Annotated in this window: 11 protein-coding genes; 8 read left to right on the top strand and 3 right to left on the bottom strand. The window is 37.0% G+C overall.

The window, feature by feature from the left end:
* Positions 1-379 precede the first annotated feature (379 nt).
* The gene (locus tag HP552_RS01450) at positions 380-2,512 is read right to left on the bottom strand and encodes a type IA DNA topoisomerase (RefSeq protein ID WP_175393937.1); all 2,133 of its coding nucleotides are present in this window, start codon (positions 2,510-2,512) and stop codon (positions 380-382) included.
* A 129-nt stretch (positions 2,513-2,641) separates the two neighbouring features.
* Here HP552_RS01450 and HP552_RS01445 point away from each other — a divergent pair, with 129 nt between their 5' ends.
* The 5 genes from HP552_RS01445 (at position 2,642) to HP552_RS01425 (ending at position 7,251) form a co-directional block, all read left to right on the top strand.
* Complete coding sequence (locus tag HP552_RS01445) at positions 2,642-3,298, top strand: hypothetical protein (RefSeq protein ID WP_175393936.1); 657 nt, start codon at positions 2,642-2,644, stop codon at positions 3,296-3,298.
* A gap of 191 nt (positions 3,299-3,489) precedes the next feature.
* Positions 3,490-4,314: a tyrosine-type recombinase/integrase gene (locus HP552_RS35295; protein WP_175393935.1), complete on the top strand. Its 825-nt coding sequence runs from the start codon at positions 3,490-3,492 to the stop codon at positions 4,312-4,314.
* A gap of 19 nt (positions 4,315-4,333) precedes the next feature.
* Positions 4,334-4,555: a hypothetical protein gene (locus HP552_RS01435; RefSeq protein WP_175393934.1), complete on the top strand. Its 222-nt coding sequence runs from the start codon at positions 4,334-4,336 to the stop codon at positions 4,553-4,555.
* The gene (locus HP552_RS01430; RefSeq protein WP_175393933.1) at positions 4,549-5,250 is read left to right on the top strand and encodes an HNH endonuclease; all 702 of its coding nucleotides are present in this window, start codon (positions 4,549-4,551) and stop codon (positions 5,248-5,250) included. Before HP552_RS01435 ends, HP552_RS01430 begins: the two co-directional genes overlap by 7 nt.
* A gap of 3 nt (positions 5,251-5,253) precedes the next feature.
* Positions 5,254-7,251 (top strand): AAA family ATPase, encoded by a 1,998-nt coding sequence (locus tag HP552_RS01425; RefSeq protein ID WP_175393932.1) that lies wholly within the window; start codon positions 5,254-5,256, stop codon positions 7,249-7,251.
* A 19-nt stretch (positions 7,252-7,270) separates the two neighbouring features.
* Here the strand turns inward: HP552_RS01425 and HP552_RS01420 are convergent, their stop codons facing one another.
* Positions 7,271-7,879, bottom strand: a complete 609-nt coding sequence (locus HP552_RS01420; RefSeq protein WP_175393931.1) for a hypothetical protein — start codon at positions 7,877-7,879, stop codon at positions 7,271-7,273.
* A gap of 551 nt (positions 7,880-8,430) precedes the next feature.
* Entirely contained in the window at positions 8,431-8,814 is a 384-nt protein-coding gene (locus tag HP552_RS01415; RefSeq protein ID WP_175393930.1) for a hypothetical protein, read from the bottom strand.
* 766 nt (positions 8,815-9,580) lie between these two features.
* Here HP552_RS01415 and HP552_RS01410 point away from each other — a divergent pair.
* From HP552_RS01410 to HP552_RS01400, 3 genes are all read left to right on the top strand, one after another.
* Complete coding sequence (locus tag HP552_RS01410) at positions 9,581-9,760, top strand: hypothetical protein (protein ID WP_152532768.1); 180 nt, start codon at positions 9,581-9,583, stop codon at positions 9,758-9,760.
* 244 nt (positions 9,761-10,004) lie between these two features.
* Complete coding sequence (locus tag HP552_RS34815; protein ID WP_246310717.1) at positions 10,005-10,547, top strand: hypothetical protein; 543 nt, start codon at positions 10,005-10,007, stop codon at positions 10,545-10,547.
* Positions 10,548-11,008: 461 nt separating this feature from the next.
* Positions 11,009-14,806: a DUF4073 domain-containing protein gene (locus HP552_RS01400; RefSeq protein WP_175393929.1), complete on the top strand. Its 3,798-nt coding sequence runs from the start codon at positions 11,009-11,011 to the stop codon at positions 14,804-14,806.
* The last annotated feature ends 216 nt before the right edge of the window (positions 14,807-15,022 follow it).

The raw sequence follows: 15,022 nt of genomic DNA, 5'->3' as shown, positions 1-15,022 counted from the left end.
CTAGAATTTTATACACAGATCTAACGTAAACTACGGTCTACGATCAGTTGAAGGGTATATATTATGAAGAAAAGATGTGTAGACCGAAATCTCTGGTATAATTAGATGGATTCTCTACGGCTACATTTAAATAATGTGACTTTGATCTGCGTTAGTCTACGATCTAATCATAAAATGAATAAAAAGTGATTAGCTCAATGATTTAATATTTTACAGAAGATTAAATATCTACGGATGGATTGTTGTTAATCTTGAATAAATTTTAAATGAAGATTATGGATGATTTGATCTTCTTAATTCGTAGAAATTTATCTACGTCTTCGTAACGATTGATCAACCTAATCTTCTTTGATCTACACGTATATCTAACAATATATCGCTATCTTTTTATATTCTTATTAACAAATTCTAAGGTGAGCTTTCCATTCATAGAAGCAGCATCTAGCATTAACTTAGCTTTATAGACTTTTCCCGATTTGTTTTTGAAAGAAATAGTGTTGGTTTTACCAGAGGTGAGAAGGTCACTGATATTTTTGGAGGTTAACTCCTTACCATATTGCATTGAATTGATTTTAAAGTCGCATTCCGTAGACGTGCAAAGATATGCGAATCTTTCGGCAATAATACTTTGATTTTTGCATTTGGGGCAGTTACCAATTGTATTCATAAATTTAGCCTGGCTAATCGTAGATGTACCATTTTTTAAGCAAGATATAATCTTTTCCGTAAATTTAACGACAACTTGTGAGAAGGCTATATCTGATGCTGAGCCTACTGCTATTTCACTTAAACGTTGTTCCCATTTAGCAGTCATCTCTGGGCTGGTTAGCACATTTAAACCGAGATTACGAAGCATTTCAACGAGAGTATTGCCTTTGTCTGTAGGTTTAAGTTTCTTTCCATCAACTATGATATATTGCTTTCTTTTTAGATTTTCAATGATCTCAGTTCTGGTGGCTGGTGTACCCAACTGTATATAGCTCATTTCCGACTTTAACTCTGCATTAGTGATATGCTTCCCGGCCTTTTTCATGGCATCAATTAGACTTCCCTCCGTGTAGTAACCTGGAGGTTTAGTTTCTATTGTTTTGCTGTTCGCTTTGGTACATACAGCTAATTCATCCTCATTAAATGCAAAATTAGATCGTAGATCATAATCTTCGGTAGATTTATCTCCTTTATCTTCGGTGTTTTTGTTATTATTTTTTTCTTCATTAATGATTTTCCATCCAAGAGAGATTAGTTCTTTGATGTTTGTTTTAAATTCAAATTGATCTACGATGCTAAGTATACGATGGAGTTTATACTTTGCAGGTGGATAAAAGTGAGTCAAAAATCTTTTCACAATTAATGAATAGATATTTTCTTGATCCTTTGTTAGATCATGTGGAATCTTCTCAGTTGGAAAAATAGCATGATGATCTTCGATCTTGTCGGGGCGACAAAGGTTTTTGTTTTCTGGGTTTACATAACATTTATCCCCGTTAATAGTGAATGAACTATAATTACTATTTTTAAAAAGATCAAAGATTTCATGCATGACAGCCAAGTTGTCTGCAGCAACATAATTAGATGTTGTACGTGGGTAACTTATGGCCTCTAATTGTTCGTAAAGCTGCTGTGCAATATCAGCTGTCTGTTTAGCTGTATAACCAAATTTCTTGTTCGCCTCAGTTTGGAGCAAGCCCAGATCATAGAGTAGGGGAGGTTTCTCTAGAGCTTCTTTGGATTCGTAGCTTATCGTTTTGGCAATCTTTCCTTGTACAGTCTGAGCAATCTTATCAACCGTTAATTTTTCCGTTATAGGTTCATCAATGTGTAGTGTTCCAGAATAATTTACTTGTTGCTGCTGCAACTCTACAACAACCGTGTAATAAGTTCTGCTTTTGAACATAGTGATTTCTTGATGACGGTCATAAATCATAGCCAATACAGGAGTTTGTACGCGTCCAATACTAATCACATTTTTGGACCCCCCAAACTTCGTAGTAAATGCTCTTGTTCCATTCATTCCAATTAGCCAATCTGATGTAGATCGAGATCTCGCCGCTTTATACAAGTTATCATACTCTGAACCATCTTTAAGATTTCGGAACCCTTGGGTGATAGCCTCTTTTGTCAGTGATGAGATCCATAAGCGTTGAAAGGGGAGTCTAAGTTCAAGGTATTCATAGATGTATCTAAAAATCGCTTCACCTTCTCGGCCAGCATCTGTACAGTTAATAATACGTGATGAAGATAAAGCTAGTTTTTTAATTAACGAAAGTTGTTTTTGAGTATCTTTGTTCGGCACTAGTCTAAATTGCTTAGGTACAATGGGGAGATCATCAAAGTTCCACATTTTGAAGCGTTCTTCATAATCTTCTGGTTCAGCGAGGCTAACCAGATGTCCAAAAGCCCAGGTAATGTAATAGTGCTCACTTTTAAGATATCCTTGTTCTTGTTTAAACCCTCCCAAGGCTGTTGCTATTTTTCTTCCCATGTCCGGTTTTTCAGCAATGATAAGTATCATAAAATATTCACTCCTTTAACTGTATTCAAAATACAAATTAGATGTATATTTTGATTTACAACCAAATTAAATGTAGTATTATTAAGTTAATATTTCAAGTGATACTTTATTTATAGGGAGAATTGTCGTATGGAAGAGGGCGTTACGAATTCGCTAGAATTCATACCCGATAAAAGGTTTAACAAGCTTAAGCAGCTTCAAAGATTGATGCTATCATATTGTTATCGAAAAATTGAATATGAGCCACATCTAAATGAATTGAATGATCTGGAGCGAAGAAGGGGACAGCGGAAAACTTGTGCACAAGCCCTCATCATCATAAAGATGTACAGTATTACTCTGGCTGAATTAATCGATGATGTTGTCCTATCGATAAAATGGATTGAAAGAGAACGTTTGGTACTTAAGCAGATGGACTACTTAAGTTGTGAATTAGAATGGTTACATAATAAGTTGAATGAGCTCTACCAGGATCGATCTCATACCGGTGAAGCGATATTAAAGTTGGCTTATTTGCTTAGAAACCTACGGATTTCTCTTTCAGAGATTGAGATCAAAAATGTTTTATCGTTAAGTAAAGCTGACTGGGATAAACATGAGTCCATTTGCAGCCAACATAAAGTGAACAAAAGAGATATATTTAACGTCCTTATTCTATCTGTTGTGGGTCCTCCTGGATTAAGAGATCAGGTATTAGATGCTGCTCTTCAGCACGTTTTTTCGGATGAGAAAACGAGGAGGAAAATAGCCTGGAATGCAGAATCACTTTTCGGAAGTTTAATATAGTTTGGCTGAAACACTGCGAGTGGGTAAGAATTACCTTAGCTTGGATTCTGCCCTAAACTCAAATGATGATAAGAAGCGAGAGGATGCAAACATGAAATAGCCATAATGTCATGTAATAATGACATTATGGCTATTTTTTGTTCGCTTAAATCCTTCAGAGGATATAAAATTAAAGCAACGGAGGTGAGGTTGTGTCGTTTTATAAAGAGCAAGAGTATGTAGATTACCTTCAATCAAATAAGAAAAAGCAGCTAACCATAAGATCATATTCTGATGAAATTCATAGCTTTATGGCATGGTTCAATAAAAATTATCCAACAACTGAATATATGCAAATTTCTCGGCCTGCTATTGTGAGTTATTTAGAAACAGAAAGAATTGATAAAAGCGTAGGTACTATTGATAAAAAGATCTCGATACTTCATTCATATTTTGATTTTCTATGGAGTCAAGGGTATTTAGCTGGGACGGATCCGGCTAGTAAAATAAAGAGATTAAAGAAAAACGCTTCAGAAACTATTGTCCTTACACCTTCAGAGCAAACTAACTTAAGAAACTGGCTTGTTGATATCCCTATAACTAAAGTATTCAAAGCATATCGTGATCGGGGGCTATTGACGCTTTGCTTGTCAGGTGGACTGACAGGCCGTGAGCTGCAGTATCTGAAGCTAGATGACATTGCACAAGCTAGAGATCGTCTCATTATTTCAATAATAAATGAGAAGCGAAGAGATGTGGCCATTTATAACGAAGATGCCCATTTCATTGTTAAATATATAGAAATGAAAAAGAACAGGTTTGATGAATCTCCATACTTATTTACTAATCACAATAGTAAACCCTTGTCACAAAGGGTGATCCAATTCATTTTCTCTAAGATAAGCAAAGAGATTGGTTTTCAAGTTTACCCGAGAATTCTGAGAAATACATTTGCAATCAATAAGTATAATGAGGGATACTCCAGTGATGATGTTGCAGCACTATTAGGTATTGTTAACTGGAACCGAATGATATAACGGATCAAGGGGGAATATTATGATAATGCTTGATTTTATGAGGAAGGACAAGGAATTCAGAAAATCTATTGTGCAAAATTATTATAACCAACTGATGAGAAAGTGTTATAAAAATAGAATTGATAAATTGAACAAATGGTGTGATACAAATTTAGATATGAACCAGCTTTTTCCTGGCTTAAAATCAGAAGATAATGATTCATTTAAATCTGTTATTACAGCAATCTGGATAAGTTGCTAGAAATTAAAGACTATATTGATAAAAATAGTGTCACTATGGAGAATGAATTAAGAAATTATCTGACAAAAACAGTCTATCCGTCCAATATTGATCGTATATCATTTGTTCATTCGCTAGGTGTTACGGTATGCCCATACTGTAATCGAAACTATATCAATTCGAGTGAGGAAAAGACGAGTGCGCAATTTGATCATTTTATAAATAAAAGTTCTTATCCCATACTATCTGTATCATTTTATAATCTTGTTCCCGTTTGCTCTAGTTGTAATCATGCTAAGAAAATGGAGAATTTCTCATATTCACCTTACGACGATAGTGTGACTACAGATCAACTGATTAAATTTTCATTTGATCTAGTTGGTCCGAATTATCTGAACAATACTAAAGATATAAAAGTTAAGTTAAAGCTTGGAGTAAGCAGAAAACTTCAGAGTAATATAGATAACTTGAAGTTGCAGGAATTATATCAGCTTCACAGTGATAATGTACAAGAACTGTTGATCAAAAAAGAAATATACACCGATGAATACCAAGATCAATTGTGGAGTGAATTTAGAGATTTGTTCGGTTCAAGAGAAAATCTCCAGAGAGCAATTACGGCAAATTACTCTAATCCGGAGGAGTACGGAAAACGGCCCTTATCTAAAATGATGGCTGATATAAGTAAAGAACTCGGAATTATAAAGGATGCGTGAAGAATGAAGCTACTGTTTATATATATAGAATCTTATGGTGATATGTTCAAGGACATCTCTTTTAATTTTTCTGCGGAATACAACATTAAATACGATAGTCAGGAACAAGAACTTAGTATCGATAAGAATTCTAACTATCCAAGCCGATTTTATGGACGTAATATTTCAGATATAACAGGGATTGTGGGGAAAAATGGAGCCGGCAAAACAAGTTTGTTAGAAATAATCGGTAGGAATAATAAAGATAGATTAGAGTTATCTAATTTTAAAGAGACTTTAGAGGATAGATATTTCATGGTCTTTTTGGAAAATGACCATAAATTCTATTTTGAAGGTATCGGAAAAATTATGATTAATAACATTGAGAATTACATAGATAGACTTTCAGGAGAAGGAGAGATTTATCGAAGTTTCTTTTTTGAAAAGATTGAAGACAGTCATCTCCAAATTATACCGGATTATATTAATAGAGTTATAGACCGCATTGTATATATAAGAGATGAAATCATTCAAAGTTCTGGAGATAGACTTCAACTTCTGGTCCCTGAAGAAATTAATTTTATTCAAAGAGTAAAAGGAGGCAAGTACTCTTGGGTAGTTTGGTATAAACTCTATTTAAATCTATTCAGAAAGGGTACGATTGAAACTCCGAAAATAGAAATTACTCTTAGGTTTGACGATAGATTAAAAAATATCTCTCGTCGCATTTCAGTACCTACATCTGATGAACATAGTACAACATTCCATGGGCGTTTAGTTGTTGTTGATGAGTGGGAGGAAGACTTTTTCAATCATTTTTTTGAACTCATTATCAACCAGTTTATAGCTATTACTAAACAGGTTTGTTATGAGGGAGATGATCAGGACGAAGAAATAGAGAAGATCGTTGGTCATATTAAAGGATTAAAGAGGGACGATTTTTCCATTGATAGATTTCGTCAGCTGTTTGAAAAGATTGAACAAGTAAATGAGAAGTATGACAAAAGTCACTTGGATGGGTCAATTGTTAGAGGGCTTTTCAAATATATCGTTAATTTTTTTGTATCAGTATATGCTGCGAAAGAGTATATTCTACCAGGTATATATGAGTTTAGGTTAGTTGTTTCCGCAGACGAGCATAATCAAAGGATTTATGAGGTATTGAAAAATTACGACGCTTTGCAAACTTACTTGCAAGATAAATTTGATTCTCTTAATTTGGATGAAATAGATGAACCAGAAAACAATTATAAAGTAAAAGCGGACGAGTCATATACACCATTTATTATTGATAATGTAAATATGTCTACGGGAGAGAGAAATTTACTTAAGCTGTTGAGTTCAATTGTTTACGCAGTAAATGTTTCATTTAGGGAAATCCCCATATTGCAAGGAAGCCCCGATGAGATAAAAAACTACATTTTCCTTATAGATGAAATTGAATCAACAATGCATTTGGAGTGGTCCAGAAATCTTATTTTCTATATTGTTAACGAATTAGATGAAATCACTATAAGGCTAGGGAATAAGGATTACTTCTTAAGTGATTTTGGTGTGCAAGTGCAGTTGATATTTTCAACACATTCCCCATTTTTATTATCTGATTTAAATCGCGATTCAATCATTGCACTGACCAAAGATAAAACTGGAAAAGTTAAGAAAATAACTAATATAAAGTCTTTTGCTCAAAATATCCAACGTATTATGAGTAATGAGTTTTTTATAAAAAATAGTTATGGTGAATTTGCACAGGAAAAAATAAAAGAGATCATCCTATGTTGTGAGAAAAAAGAACCTTTCAAACAAGAAGAAAAGGAGCACATTAGGTATACAATTAATGAGATTGGTGAGCCAATTCTAAGGAAAAAGCTTCAGGAAAAGTTCATTTTGAAGCTAAAAGAGGAATCTGTTGTAAGTGCTGAAGAAGTAGATCTACGAAATACGCTAAAAAAACTTTATCCAACACATTCTCAAGATATGATTACTGAAAGAATCTTAGAAATATTAGATTTAGATTTTTAAATATCATTCTACAATCTTACTAAGTTGATTTAATTATTTGATCCATGATCTTTTTACTATTCCCTTTCTCTACTTCATGTACAAAATCAAGAAGTAATAAAGAGATCAATTCTTCTAAGGTTAATTGAAACTCTGGCATAATTTTAGTCATATCGTACAGGAATATCTCTCCGCGCTCAATGTACTTTCTATGCATTTCTATACGTATTATTTTTCTCTTTACTTTTGCGGGAACTTTCTTTTCGACTAATGCCCAGTGGTTTGGGTTTATTTGTTCAAAGGAAGTGACTATTTTATTTGAGTTTCCCTCTAATTCTTCCTTTTTCTTAAGTACTTTTGTACCTAGTGTGGAAATTTTAGCTGCATGACGAACCTGATTTAAAAACTGATCATATAGAGTACCTACCAAGTCTTCAATAGTGATCATGATTGAATGATCTGTTAGTTCCATGACGTCATCCAAAAAAGATTTAGCTCGTAGGATTTCATAGTGAGGAAGTCTGATATCCAAGTAGCAGCGTGAGTATTTTTCGAACTTGCCAAGTAGATAGGAATGGATGCCTCGCTTTTCATCGGCTAATTCATTTAACCCTTTCGACAATAGATTAATCTGGCTTAAAGATCTCATTACTAGTGTTCCTCCTAACAACTGTTTGTAAATATATCTATTATGCTGAGGTCGGTTTTATGTATATTTTCAAACGAAAGTGGAAATAGATTTAGTAATACAATTTAAGGAGAAGTACATTGATGGATAAAAAATCAGATCTCAAAGAAACGGCACTGAAATTTGTACAAAAGACTCAAAAGACTTCTAAACGGCTGGGAATACGTAAACCTCTGAAATCAATAAAATAATACATGAGAAAATGTATTTACATGAAATACACCCCGAATAAATCAATATTGGAAACCTTTCAGGTTTAACTAATTGATTTTTTCAGGGTGTGTTTTTTCACCGTTTTAAGCGACGAAGATATCGACATAAAAAGGAATACAGAGTAATGGAGTTCGCGGCGGTTTTCACAAGTCAAATATCGAGGTGAGACTTCATTGGTGACCGGACAACAAAAAAGGCCACTTCAAAATTGAAGTGGCCTTTCTCAGTATTCCGTTATAGTCATAAATTAGTGCTCTGATTCTTCATACTCCTTCCGAGCTTCACCAACTGAAATTACATCAAATTCTTTCTCCGTTAATCGCCTTAACAAGCAGCTCGATCTGTTCCGATGAATAGCCAAGCCGTTTGGCCCCAAGAATCGCATAACCCAAGCAGGCTTCATTATCCCTAATCATTTCCTGAAAATCCCGATTCACTAAAGAGCGAAGGTAAACAGAACGGTTATTGTAGGATTTGACTTCCAAGTGTTCCCACAACTGTTTGGTCATCGTAAGTGAAACCTTTTTGGTGATTCCCAGGAAGGGCCTGCCCATAGTTTTGAGTGGGAGCTTCAGTTTCCCGGTAGCAAGATCAAATCTGCAATCAACACATAAAATAACTTTCTCGTTATTGGATAACAAATCAGTGGTATCATTTGTACTGCCACAATTCATGCATTCCATCTGCTGTAATTCCCCCTTTACTTTAAGTTACCTAAAGTAAAGCGTGAGGTGATTCCGGTTAGGAGGGAGGTATTGGACCGTTGGTCGACTTCTCTAAATAGAAGATGCCAAAAGTGCGGTATAATAGATTTACGAACCGACAGTAAATAATTACGTAAGACGCAAAAAATCGTCATCTTCTATAATTGAAAAATGAATGAACTACAAATGACTCAAATTTTTTTGATTCATTCTTACAGCACCTAGTTGAGAAAGGACTAGATCCTAAGACAATTGCAAACTACAAAGCGAGCTGGAGTAAATTTTCGAAATGGTTGTTGCAAGTAGATCCGCATCTTAAAGATCGAGGTACAGTCATTCTAAGATATATTGCAAATTACAAACGGCACATGCAAGAAGCTTGAGGAAGGATTGGAAAGCAAAAATGTCTGTTCGTGCAGTCCAACATATCGTGGAAAAGTATGGGAAGCGAACGAGGATGAAAACTCTGGCTTGTCACAACATGACGCATACTTTTGGACATGAACTTGTTAACAGATAACCCATCCGTACTGCTGGATCAGGTGGCACTGTTAATGGGACACTTCAAAGAAACCGGTGATCCCAATATTCTTCAAAAGACTATAATTTATACAACACCAGGATTCAAGGACTTTACTGTAGCTGTGGAGTCGACCAGCTGGACTTCATGCTCCGGGAGCTGAAGCGGCTCCGGCCCACGTTAACAATTAAATGAATAGTTCAGAACTACTTAAAGGAGAGTGTAATGATGAATAAAGAAAAAATAAGAGAAAAGTTTTTGGCGGCTCCAGGGAATTCTTTTGCTGTAGCATTTCGTCTAGTTCAAAAAGCAGCTGCTGAAAACGAAAATCCGGAAGACTGTATTCAGCTCATAGGTGAAGTAGCGAAAGAATTCGGGGTTGATATTAGTGACTGCAGCTATTGAATTTCTATGTCTTTCTTCAGGTGGTTTACGCGTAATACCGCATTGAGGATCTGGAGATTGCAGCGATGTCGATCAGGTGGGCATAAAATTTGAAAGAGGTAGTTGAAAAATGGCAAATGGGTAGTTGGGGCAAGGTGGTACATATGACTGTGTCGTTACCGGACAAGTCTAGTCGTTTACCGTTATGTTGTAGAGGTGGAGGGTAGAAAATAAGAAACCATTATGATAGATAGGGCTGAATATTATGACTAAACAATATATCGCAAGTATTAAAAATAACACAAGAGGTTCATGGGTAAGTTCCGTAGCTCCTCATAAAAACACAACTAAATTTTGGCTCAAGCCTAAGATTACTCATAGTTATAGTGATACTCTTTTGAAAGAAGAACGTCTTATATTCAGAGATGAACAAAAAGCTGAAAGTGTGCTAAAAACATTAAACTTAATTTATCCCGATACATTCACTCTCGTAATTGAAAAGGAAGATGTTTTTATGAGTGAAGCTGACTTTCCTACTGTATGTGTAAAACCAGAACAATTTCGAGAATTGCTGACACAACAAATCAATGAATTTATCAGAATTGAAAAGAACGAAACTGGATTAGAGTATCAGCAAAAGTCGTACTTTGTACGTGGTCAGATTAAAATGACAACCTGTCTCATTGACGATGAATGGAAGAAATACAAGGAGACGGGGCGCAGCTACTATGAGTTCCTATTTTATTTAGTAATCAAGTATGAGTTGCTTGGGGTATATCGAATTAACGAGCTTAAAGCGGGTGAATAAGATTGTTGACGTTTTGCCAGGGCAGGAACCTGTTATAAAGGACGTTCCGTCACTACTAGGTACATATTGGTAAGAACTGTTTGAGAAGTCGAGGCGCGATCATGTCAAGCTAGGGAACAATTTATATTTGACTGTAGGGGATTCAACAACTCTCACTGGCAAGCCGGTTACTTTGCCCATGCTTTCGATTGGCTCAAGTAACTGTTTGTGGACCAGCCGTCTTTGTGACCAGGGTTTGGGAGGAGGGCGGCGAGACATTGACGGCAAACCTAGCGGCTTTAGGGGAGACTGATGTTAAATCCACATACATTGTGTATCCTACAGTTTCAAAAAAGACAAAATTCTACATTCAAAGTGATAAATTTGGAAATTATATATTGTTATAATCTAAGTTACATATTATGATTATTAGGTCTAAAGTTTCAAAGATAGGGAATAAGACTCACAAAACAGGAGGAATTATGGCTAATTCGAAGAAACTAGGAGTCACCGCTATTGCAACAATAGCCCTTACGCTGAGCACAGCGATGCATTCAAATGTCTCTTATGCTTCAGAAGCAACGTTAAAAGATCTAGAACAGGCTTCACCATGGGCGCAAGCACTCATTCAAGAAGCTCATCAAAAACTGCTCGTAAATGGGGATCGAGAAGGATACTTCCATCCATTGCAGCAAGTCACTCGTCAAGAAGCTGCGGTAGCTCTTGCCAATGTTATGGGTCTTGAGCAAAGTGACACTGTATCATCATCGTATTCTGATGTCCCTAGTAATTCATGGAGTGTTAGTGCAATAGAGGCTGTTAAAAAGGTCGGATGGATGCAAGGGAGCCAAGGGACGTTCCGTCCTAAAAATGTTCTCACTCGAGAAGAGTTGGCTACGATCTTGAGTCGTGCTACACAAGTAGAATCAAGCGAAGATCTATCAGCTCTCAAAGATAACCAAAAGATATCGAGTTGGGCAAAAGATGCGGTGTCTTCCATGGTTTCTTCCGGAATCATGACGGGGAGCAATGGGAATTTCCATCCTCAGATGCCAGTCATTCGACAAGAACTAGCTGCTATTCTGTTAAGAGTGGACGAGATGCAGAGCAATATGAATCTTCAAACCATTGAGAAAATAGAAAATGGTAGTGTCACGATTGGTAACACTTCTTACCGTGTTTCAGATCCTTTAAAGTCCTTCTTCTCAGAGAATAATGTCGCTGCATTAACAAAAGCGGGCATTCGAGTTGAAACAGTAGATGGTCAAATTACCAAAATCTTAGCCCTTGAACTTGTAGCACCAGGACAAGCTGCAGCCGAAGGTAAGGAAGAGTTTTCTGGGAATACTGTACTAGATGCAGGTAAAGCAGTTGTAGAGGGTAAGGTAAAGGTTGCTGCAGACTACATAACCATTAAGAACATCACCATTAAGGGTGATTTCGAAATAGGTAAAGAACTGAATAATGATTTCTACGCAGATAATATTACAGTTCAAGGTACAACTTATGTTAAAGGTGGAGACGATAATACGGTTGTATTTGATCAATCGTCCCTCCAAGAGATGAACATCTCAAAAGAAGAGGTTCGCGTAGAAGCAATCAATAAAACGGTTGTTCAAAACGTGAACATTGAGTCGAAGCTTTCTGGTTTATGGGGCGATCCTTCTATCACTTATGAGCGTGTAACGATAGGAGAAGGGGTTCAAAATGCTTCGTTGTATGCACACGTTCGTAATTTAGAAATCAATACGGGCAATGAAGAAACATCTATCTCAGGTAATGGCCAACTTGAATCTGTGACGATTAATGGTTCTGGGACAGTGGCGCTACAAGGAACAGGAATGATAGGATCCGTGACCATCAAAGATACAACAAGTAAGATTTCTTTCCCGCCAAACGTAACTATTCAACATATCGTGCTACCAGCTGGAGTTTCTCCAGAACAAGTGATTTTAAACTTTGATAGAGTTAAAACACAGATTGCTACGATAAACGGATCATCGAATCCGAGTTACACTGCTCCAACTGGAGGGGGTAGTACAGCACCTTCTAGTGGTAGTAACACTGGAAATACCGGTGGCGGTAGTGTAACCCCTACAAACCCTGGTACCGGTACTACACCAACGACTCCAAACCCGAATCCTGGTACATCGATCAGGAATCCGTTTACTGTGAAAACGTACAAGAATCGAACGGAAACCACTGCGGATGCCATGTTAACCTCCACGAAAACGGGACAAGTCTATTACATGGCTGTCAAATTAGACGATAATGTGCGCCCTACAGTAGAGCAAATTAAAAGTGGAACTCTTCCAGGTGATTTCTCTTATGCACATGGTGAGGTTTCAGTAACAGCTAATGAGCTTAAGACATTCACGATCGAAGGATTAGAGAAATCAAAAGCATATGGTCTCTGGATTGTATTTAAAAATGCTGGTGAAGAATCGCCATACCCACTCTATTTAAACATTAGCAATTATCGTACAAATGATGTGACAGTTCTACCGTATGACACGACAAACCTAGATCAAATTAGTATTCAGTTCAATGGTGTGCTTACGCCTCCAGCTACGACTACGACAGATCCTGCAGCCATATTTAAAGATGGCCGCCTTCGTAACTATGGTTATGGTTTCATTGAAATTGATAAACTCGAATGGGACTTAACGATACCAGATATGGCAATTATGACGATACATTTTGATCCAGTAACTTTGGGTGATGGTACATCGTATCGACTGGATTGGCAGTTTGTGAAAAATGCATTATCTATCAAGTACACAAGTCCTTCAGGTAGTCCGACTTCCATTTCTTTTGGGGGTCATGGAAGTTACTCTGGACCGGAAGTCGTTAATCTTATTACGAAGCAGCTAGCTATTGAAACCGGCAATACCGTTGATCCTACTAAAGGTGAAGCGGTCATGCATATCCTCGAAGCGTATCCGTCTCCGCTAAAACAAGAGCTGGGGTTAAACGAATTTAACGGCTTACGATATCAGGAAGCATTGGCGCTACAAGCAGGACAGTATATGACATTCAATGATGTTCAACAAATTATCGGTGCAGTAAATCAAGCGTATCCAGCTCCGTCTAACACGGAAGCAAGTGCAATCCGGGATTTCAACAATTCACAAAATGCTGCACAAATTGAATACTACCTAAAGAGAGTTGCAGATGTGCTAACTATTGATGCGGATCTTTACAACGCTCTACACCAAGTCGCTCGAACAGAAATTGCTCAGACAGTTTTAAATAAACGAAATGTATTGCCTGAATCTAAGTTTACTAGTATTGAAGAAATTCGATCTGCTTATGAGCTGGCATATAGCCAATCTTCATCGGTTCCGATTTCCGTTTCGTTTGTCGATACCGATACAACGGCAGGACACATCGGAGGAGAAATTGTTTGGATACCTGGAGCAGAGAATAGTTCTGTTGTTGGATTTGAACTATTGTGGGGCAATGGGGGACAGCCGGTATCGTCCTTAACTACAGTTGATAAAAATGATGGGAATCGTTATACCTTGCCACAAGGTACAGTAATCCCTGCAGATGCCAATCAATTGCTTCTAAGAGCTTTGCTGCAGGATGGGTCTGAAACAGCAACTATTGGTATAACGATCAAAGATACGTTGCCTTTAGCTCCTGCTGCACCATCTATAACGAATGACGATGCAAGAAATATATTGATTGGTGCAGATTCGTCCATGGAGTTTACCGTTGATAACGGGGTAAATTGGATTTCTTATGATGAAGACAACCCTCCAGTCTTTCCTGGTGATGTTTATGTAAAAGTTCGGGTCAAAGCCGATCCAGTTAATCAGGTACCAGCTGGGGAGACGGAGTTTGTCAGCTTTGTTGATAATGTATACATGTATATTGGCATAAACGATGCTGGAAACACATTCGATACAGGTTATATATCATCTGCAATGGAGTATTCATCGAACGATGGAGAAACGTGGACTACGTATGATGAAGAGAATCCACCGCAATTCCCAGGAGATCTAACAATCCTTCTTCGGGAAAAGGCAAGTGATATTCTTCCAGCAGGTCCAGCCAAAAGTTTTACATTCACATCTCAAGTTCATGTTCTAACGGGTAACAATGCGCTATTAACTTCACTACCTACGCTGGAATACTCGCTGGATGGTGGAGTAGTGTGGATTGCATTGAATGTAGATAAAGCAGTTCAAATACAACCTGGTGATGTTGTCCAGGTAAGGGAAGCAGCTCGTGGTTCATTTCCAGCGGGAGCACCAACAGATTATCAATACTAAATAGAATCAGTCGAGCAGGGCGTAGCAGATATAATTGAAAACAACCCCAGTCGTATTTAATTGATTGGGGTTGTTTTATTGTAATAATATTGTTGCAATATACGTTTTTCCTGTGTTGGATTTGATTTTTGCCTTCATTAGGTTAACGGGAAACGATAGCTCAATATTACAAAGAAAGCAGCGGATCAATATGATCAGCTGCTTTTGTTCAACTAA

The organism is Paenibacillus xylanilyticus, from assembly GCF_013359935.1.
GTDB lineage: Bacteria > Bacillota > Bacilli > Paenibacillales > Paenibacillaceae > Paenibacillus > Paenibacillus xylanilyticus.
This window is presented reverse-complemented; position numbering and strand designations above follow the sequence as displayed.

Coding starts and splice junctions, on each gene's coding strand:
- HP552_RS01410 (WP_152532768.1), top strand. CDS start 9,581: ATGATGAATAAAGAAAAAATAAGAGAAAAGTTTTTGGCGGCTCCAGGG.
- HP552_RS01450 (WP_175393937.1), bottom strand. CDS start 2,512: ATGATACTTATCATTGCTGAAAAACCGGACATGGGAAGAAAAATAGCA.
- HP552_RS01435 (WP_175393934.1), top strand. CDS start 4,334: ATGATAATGCTTGATTTTATGAGGAAGGACAAGGAATTCAGAAAATCT.
- HP552_RS01400 (WP_175393929.1), top strand. CDS start 11,009: ATGGCTAATTCGAAGAAACTAGGAGTCACCGCTATTGCAACAATAGCC.
- HP552_RS01425 (WP_175393932.1), top strand. CDS start 5,254: ATGAAGCTACTGTTTATATATATAGAATCTTATGGTGATATGTTCAAG.
- HP552_RS01420 (WP_175393931.1), bottom strand. CDS start 7,879: ATGAGATCTTTAAGCCAGATTAATCTATTGTCGAAAGGGTTAAATGAA.
- HP552_RS34815 (WP_246310717.1), top strand. CDS start 10,005: ATGACTAAACAATATATCGCAAGTATTAAAAATAACACAAGAGGTTCA.
- HP552_RS01445 (WP_175393936.1), top strand. CDS start 2,642: ATGGAAGAGGGCGTTACGAATTCGCTAGAATTCATACCCGATAAAAGG.
- HP552_RS01415 (WP_175393930.1), bottom strand. CDS start 8,814: ATGGAATGCATGAATTGTGGCAGTACAAATGATACCACTGATTTGTTA.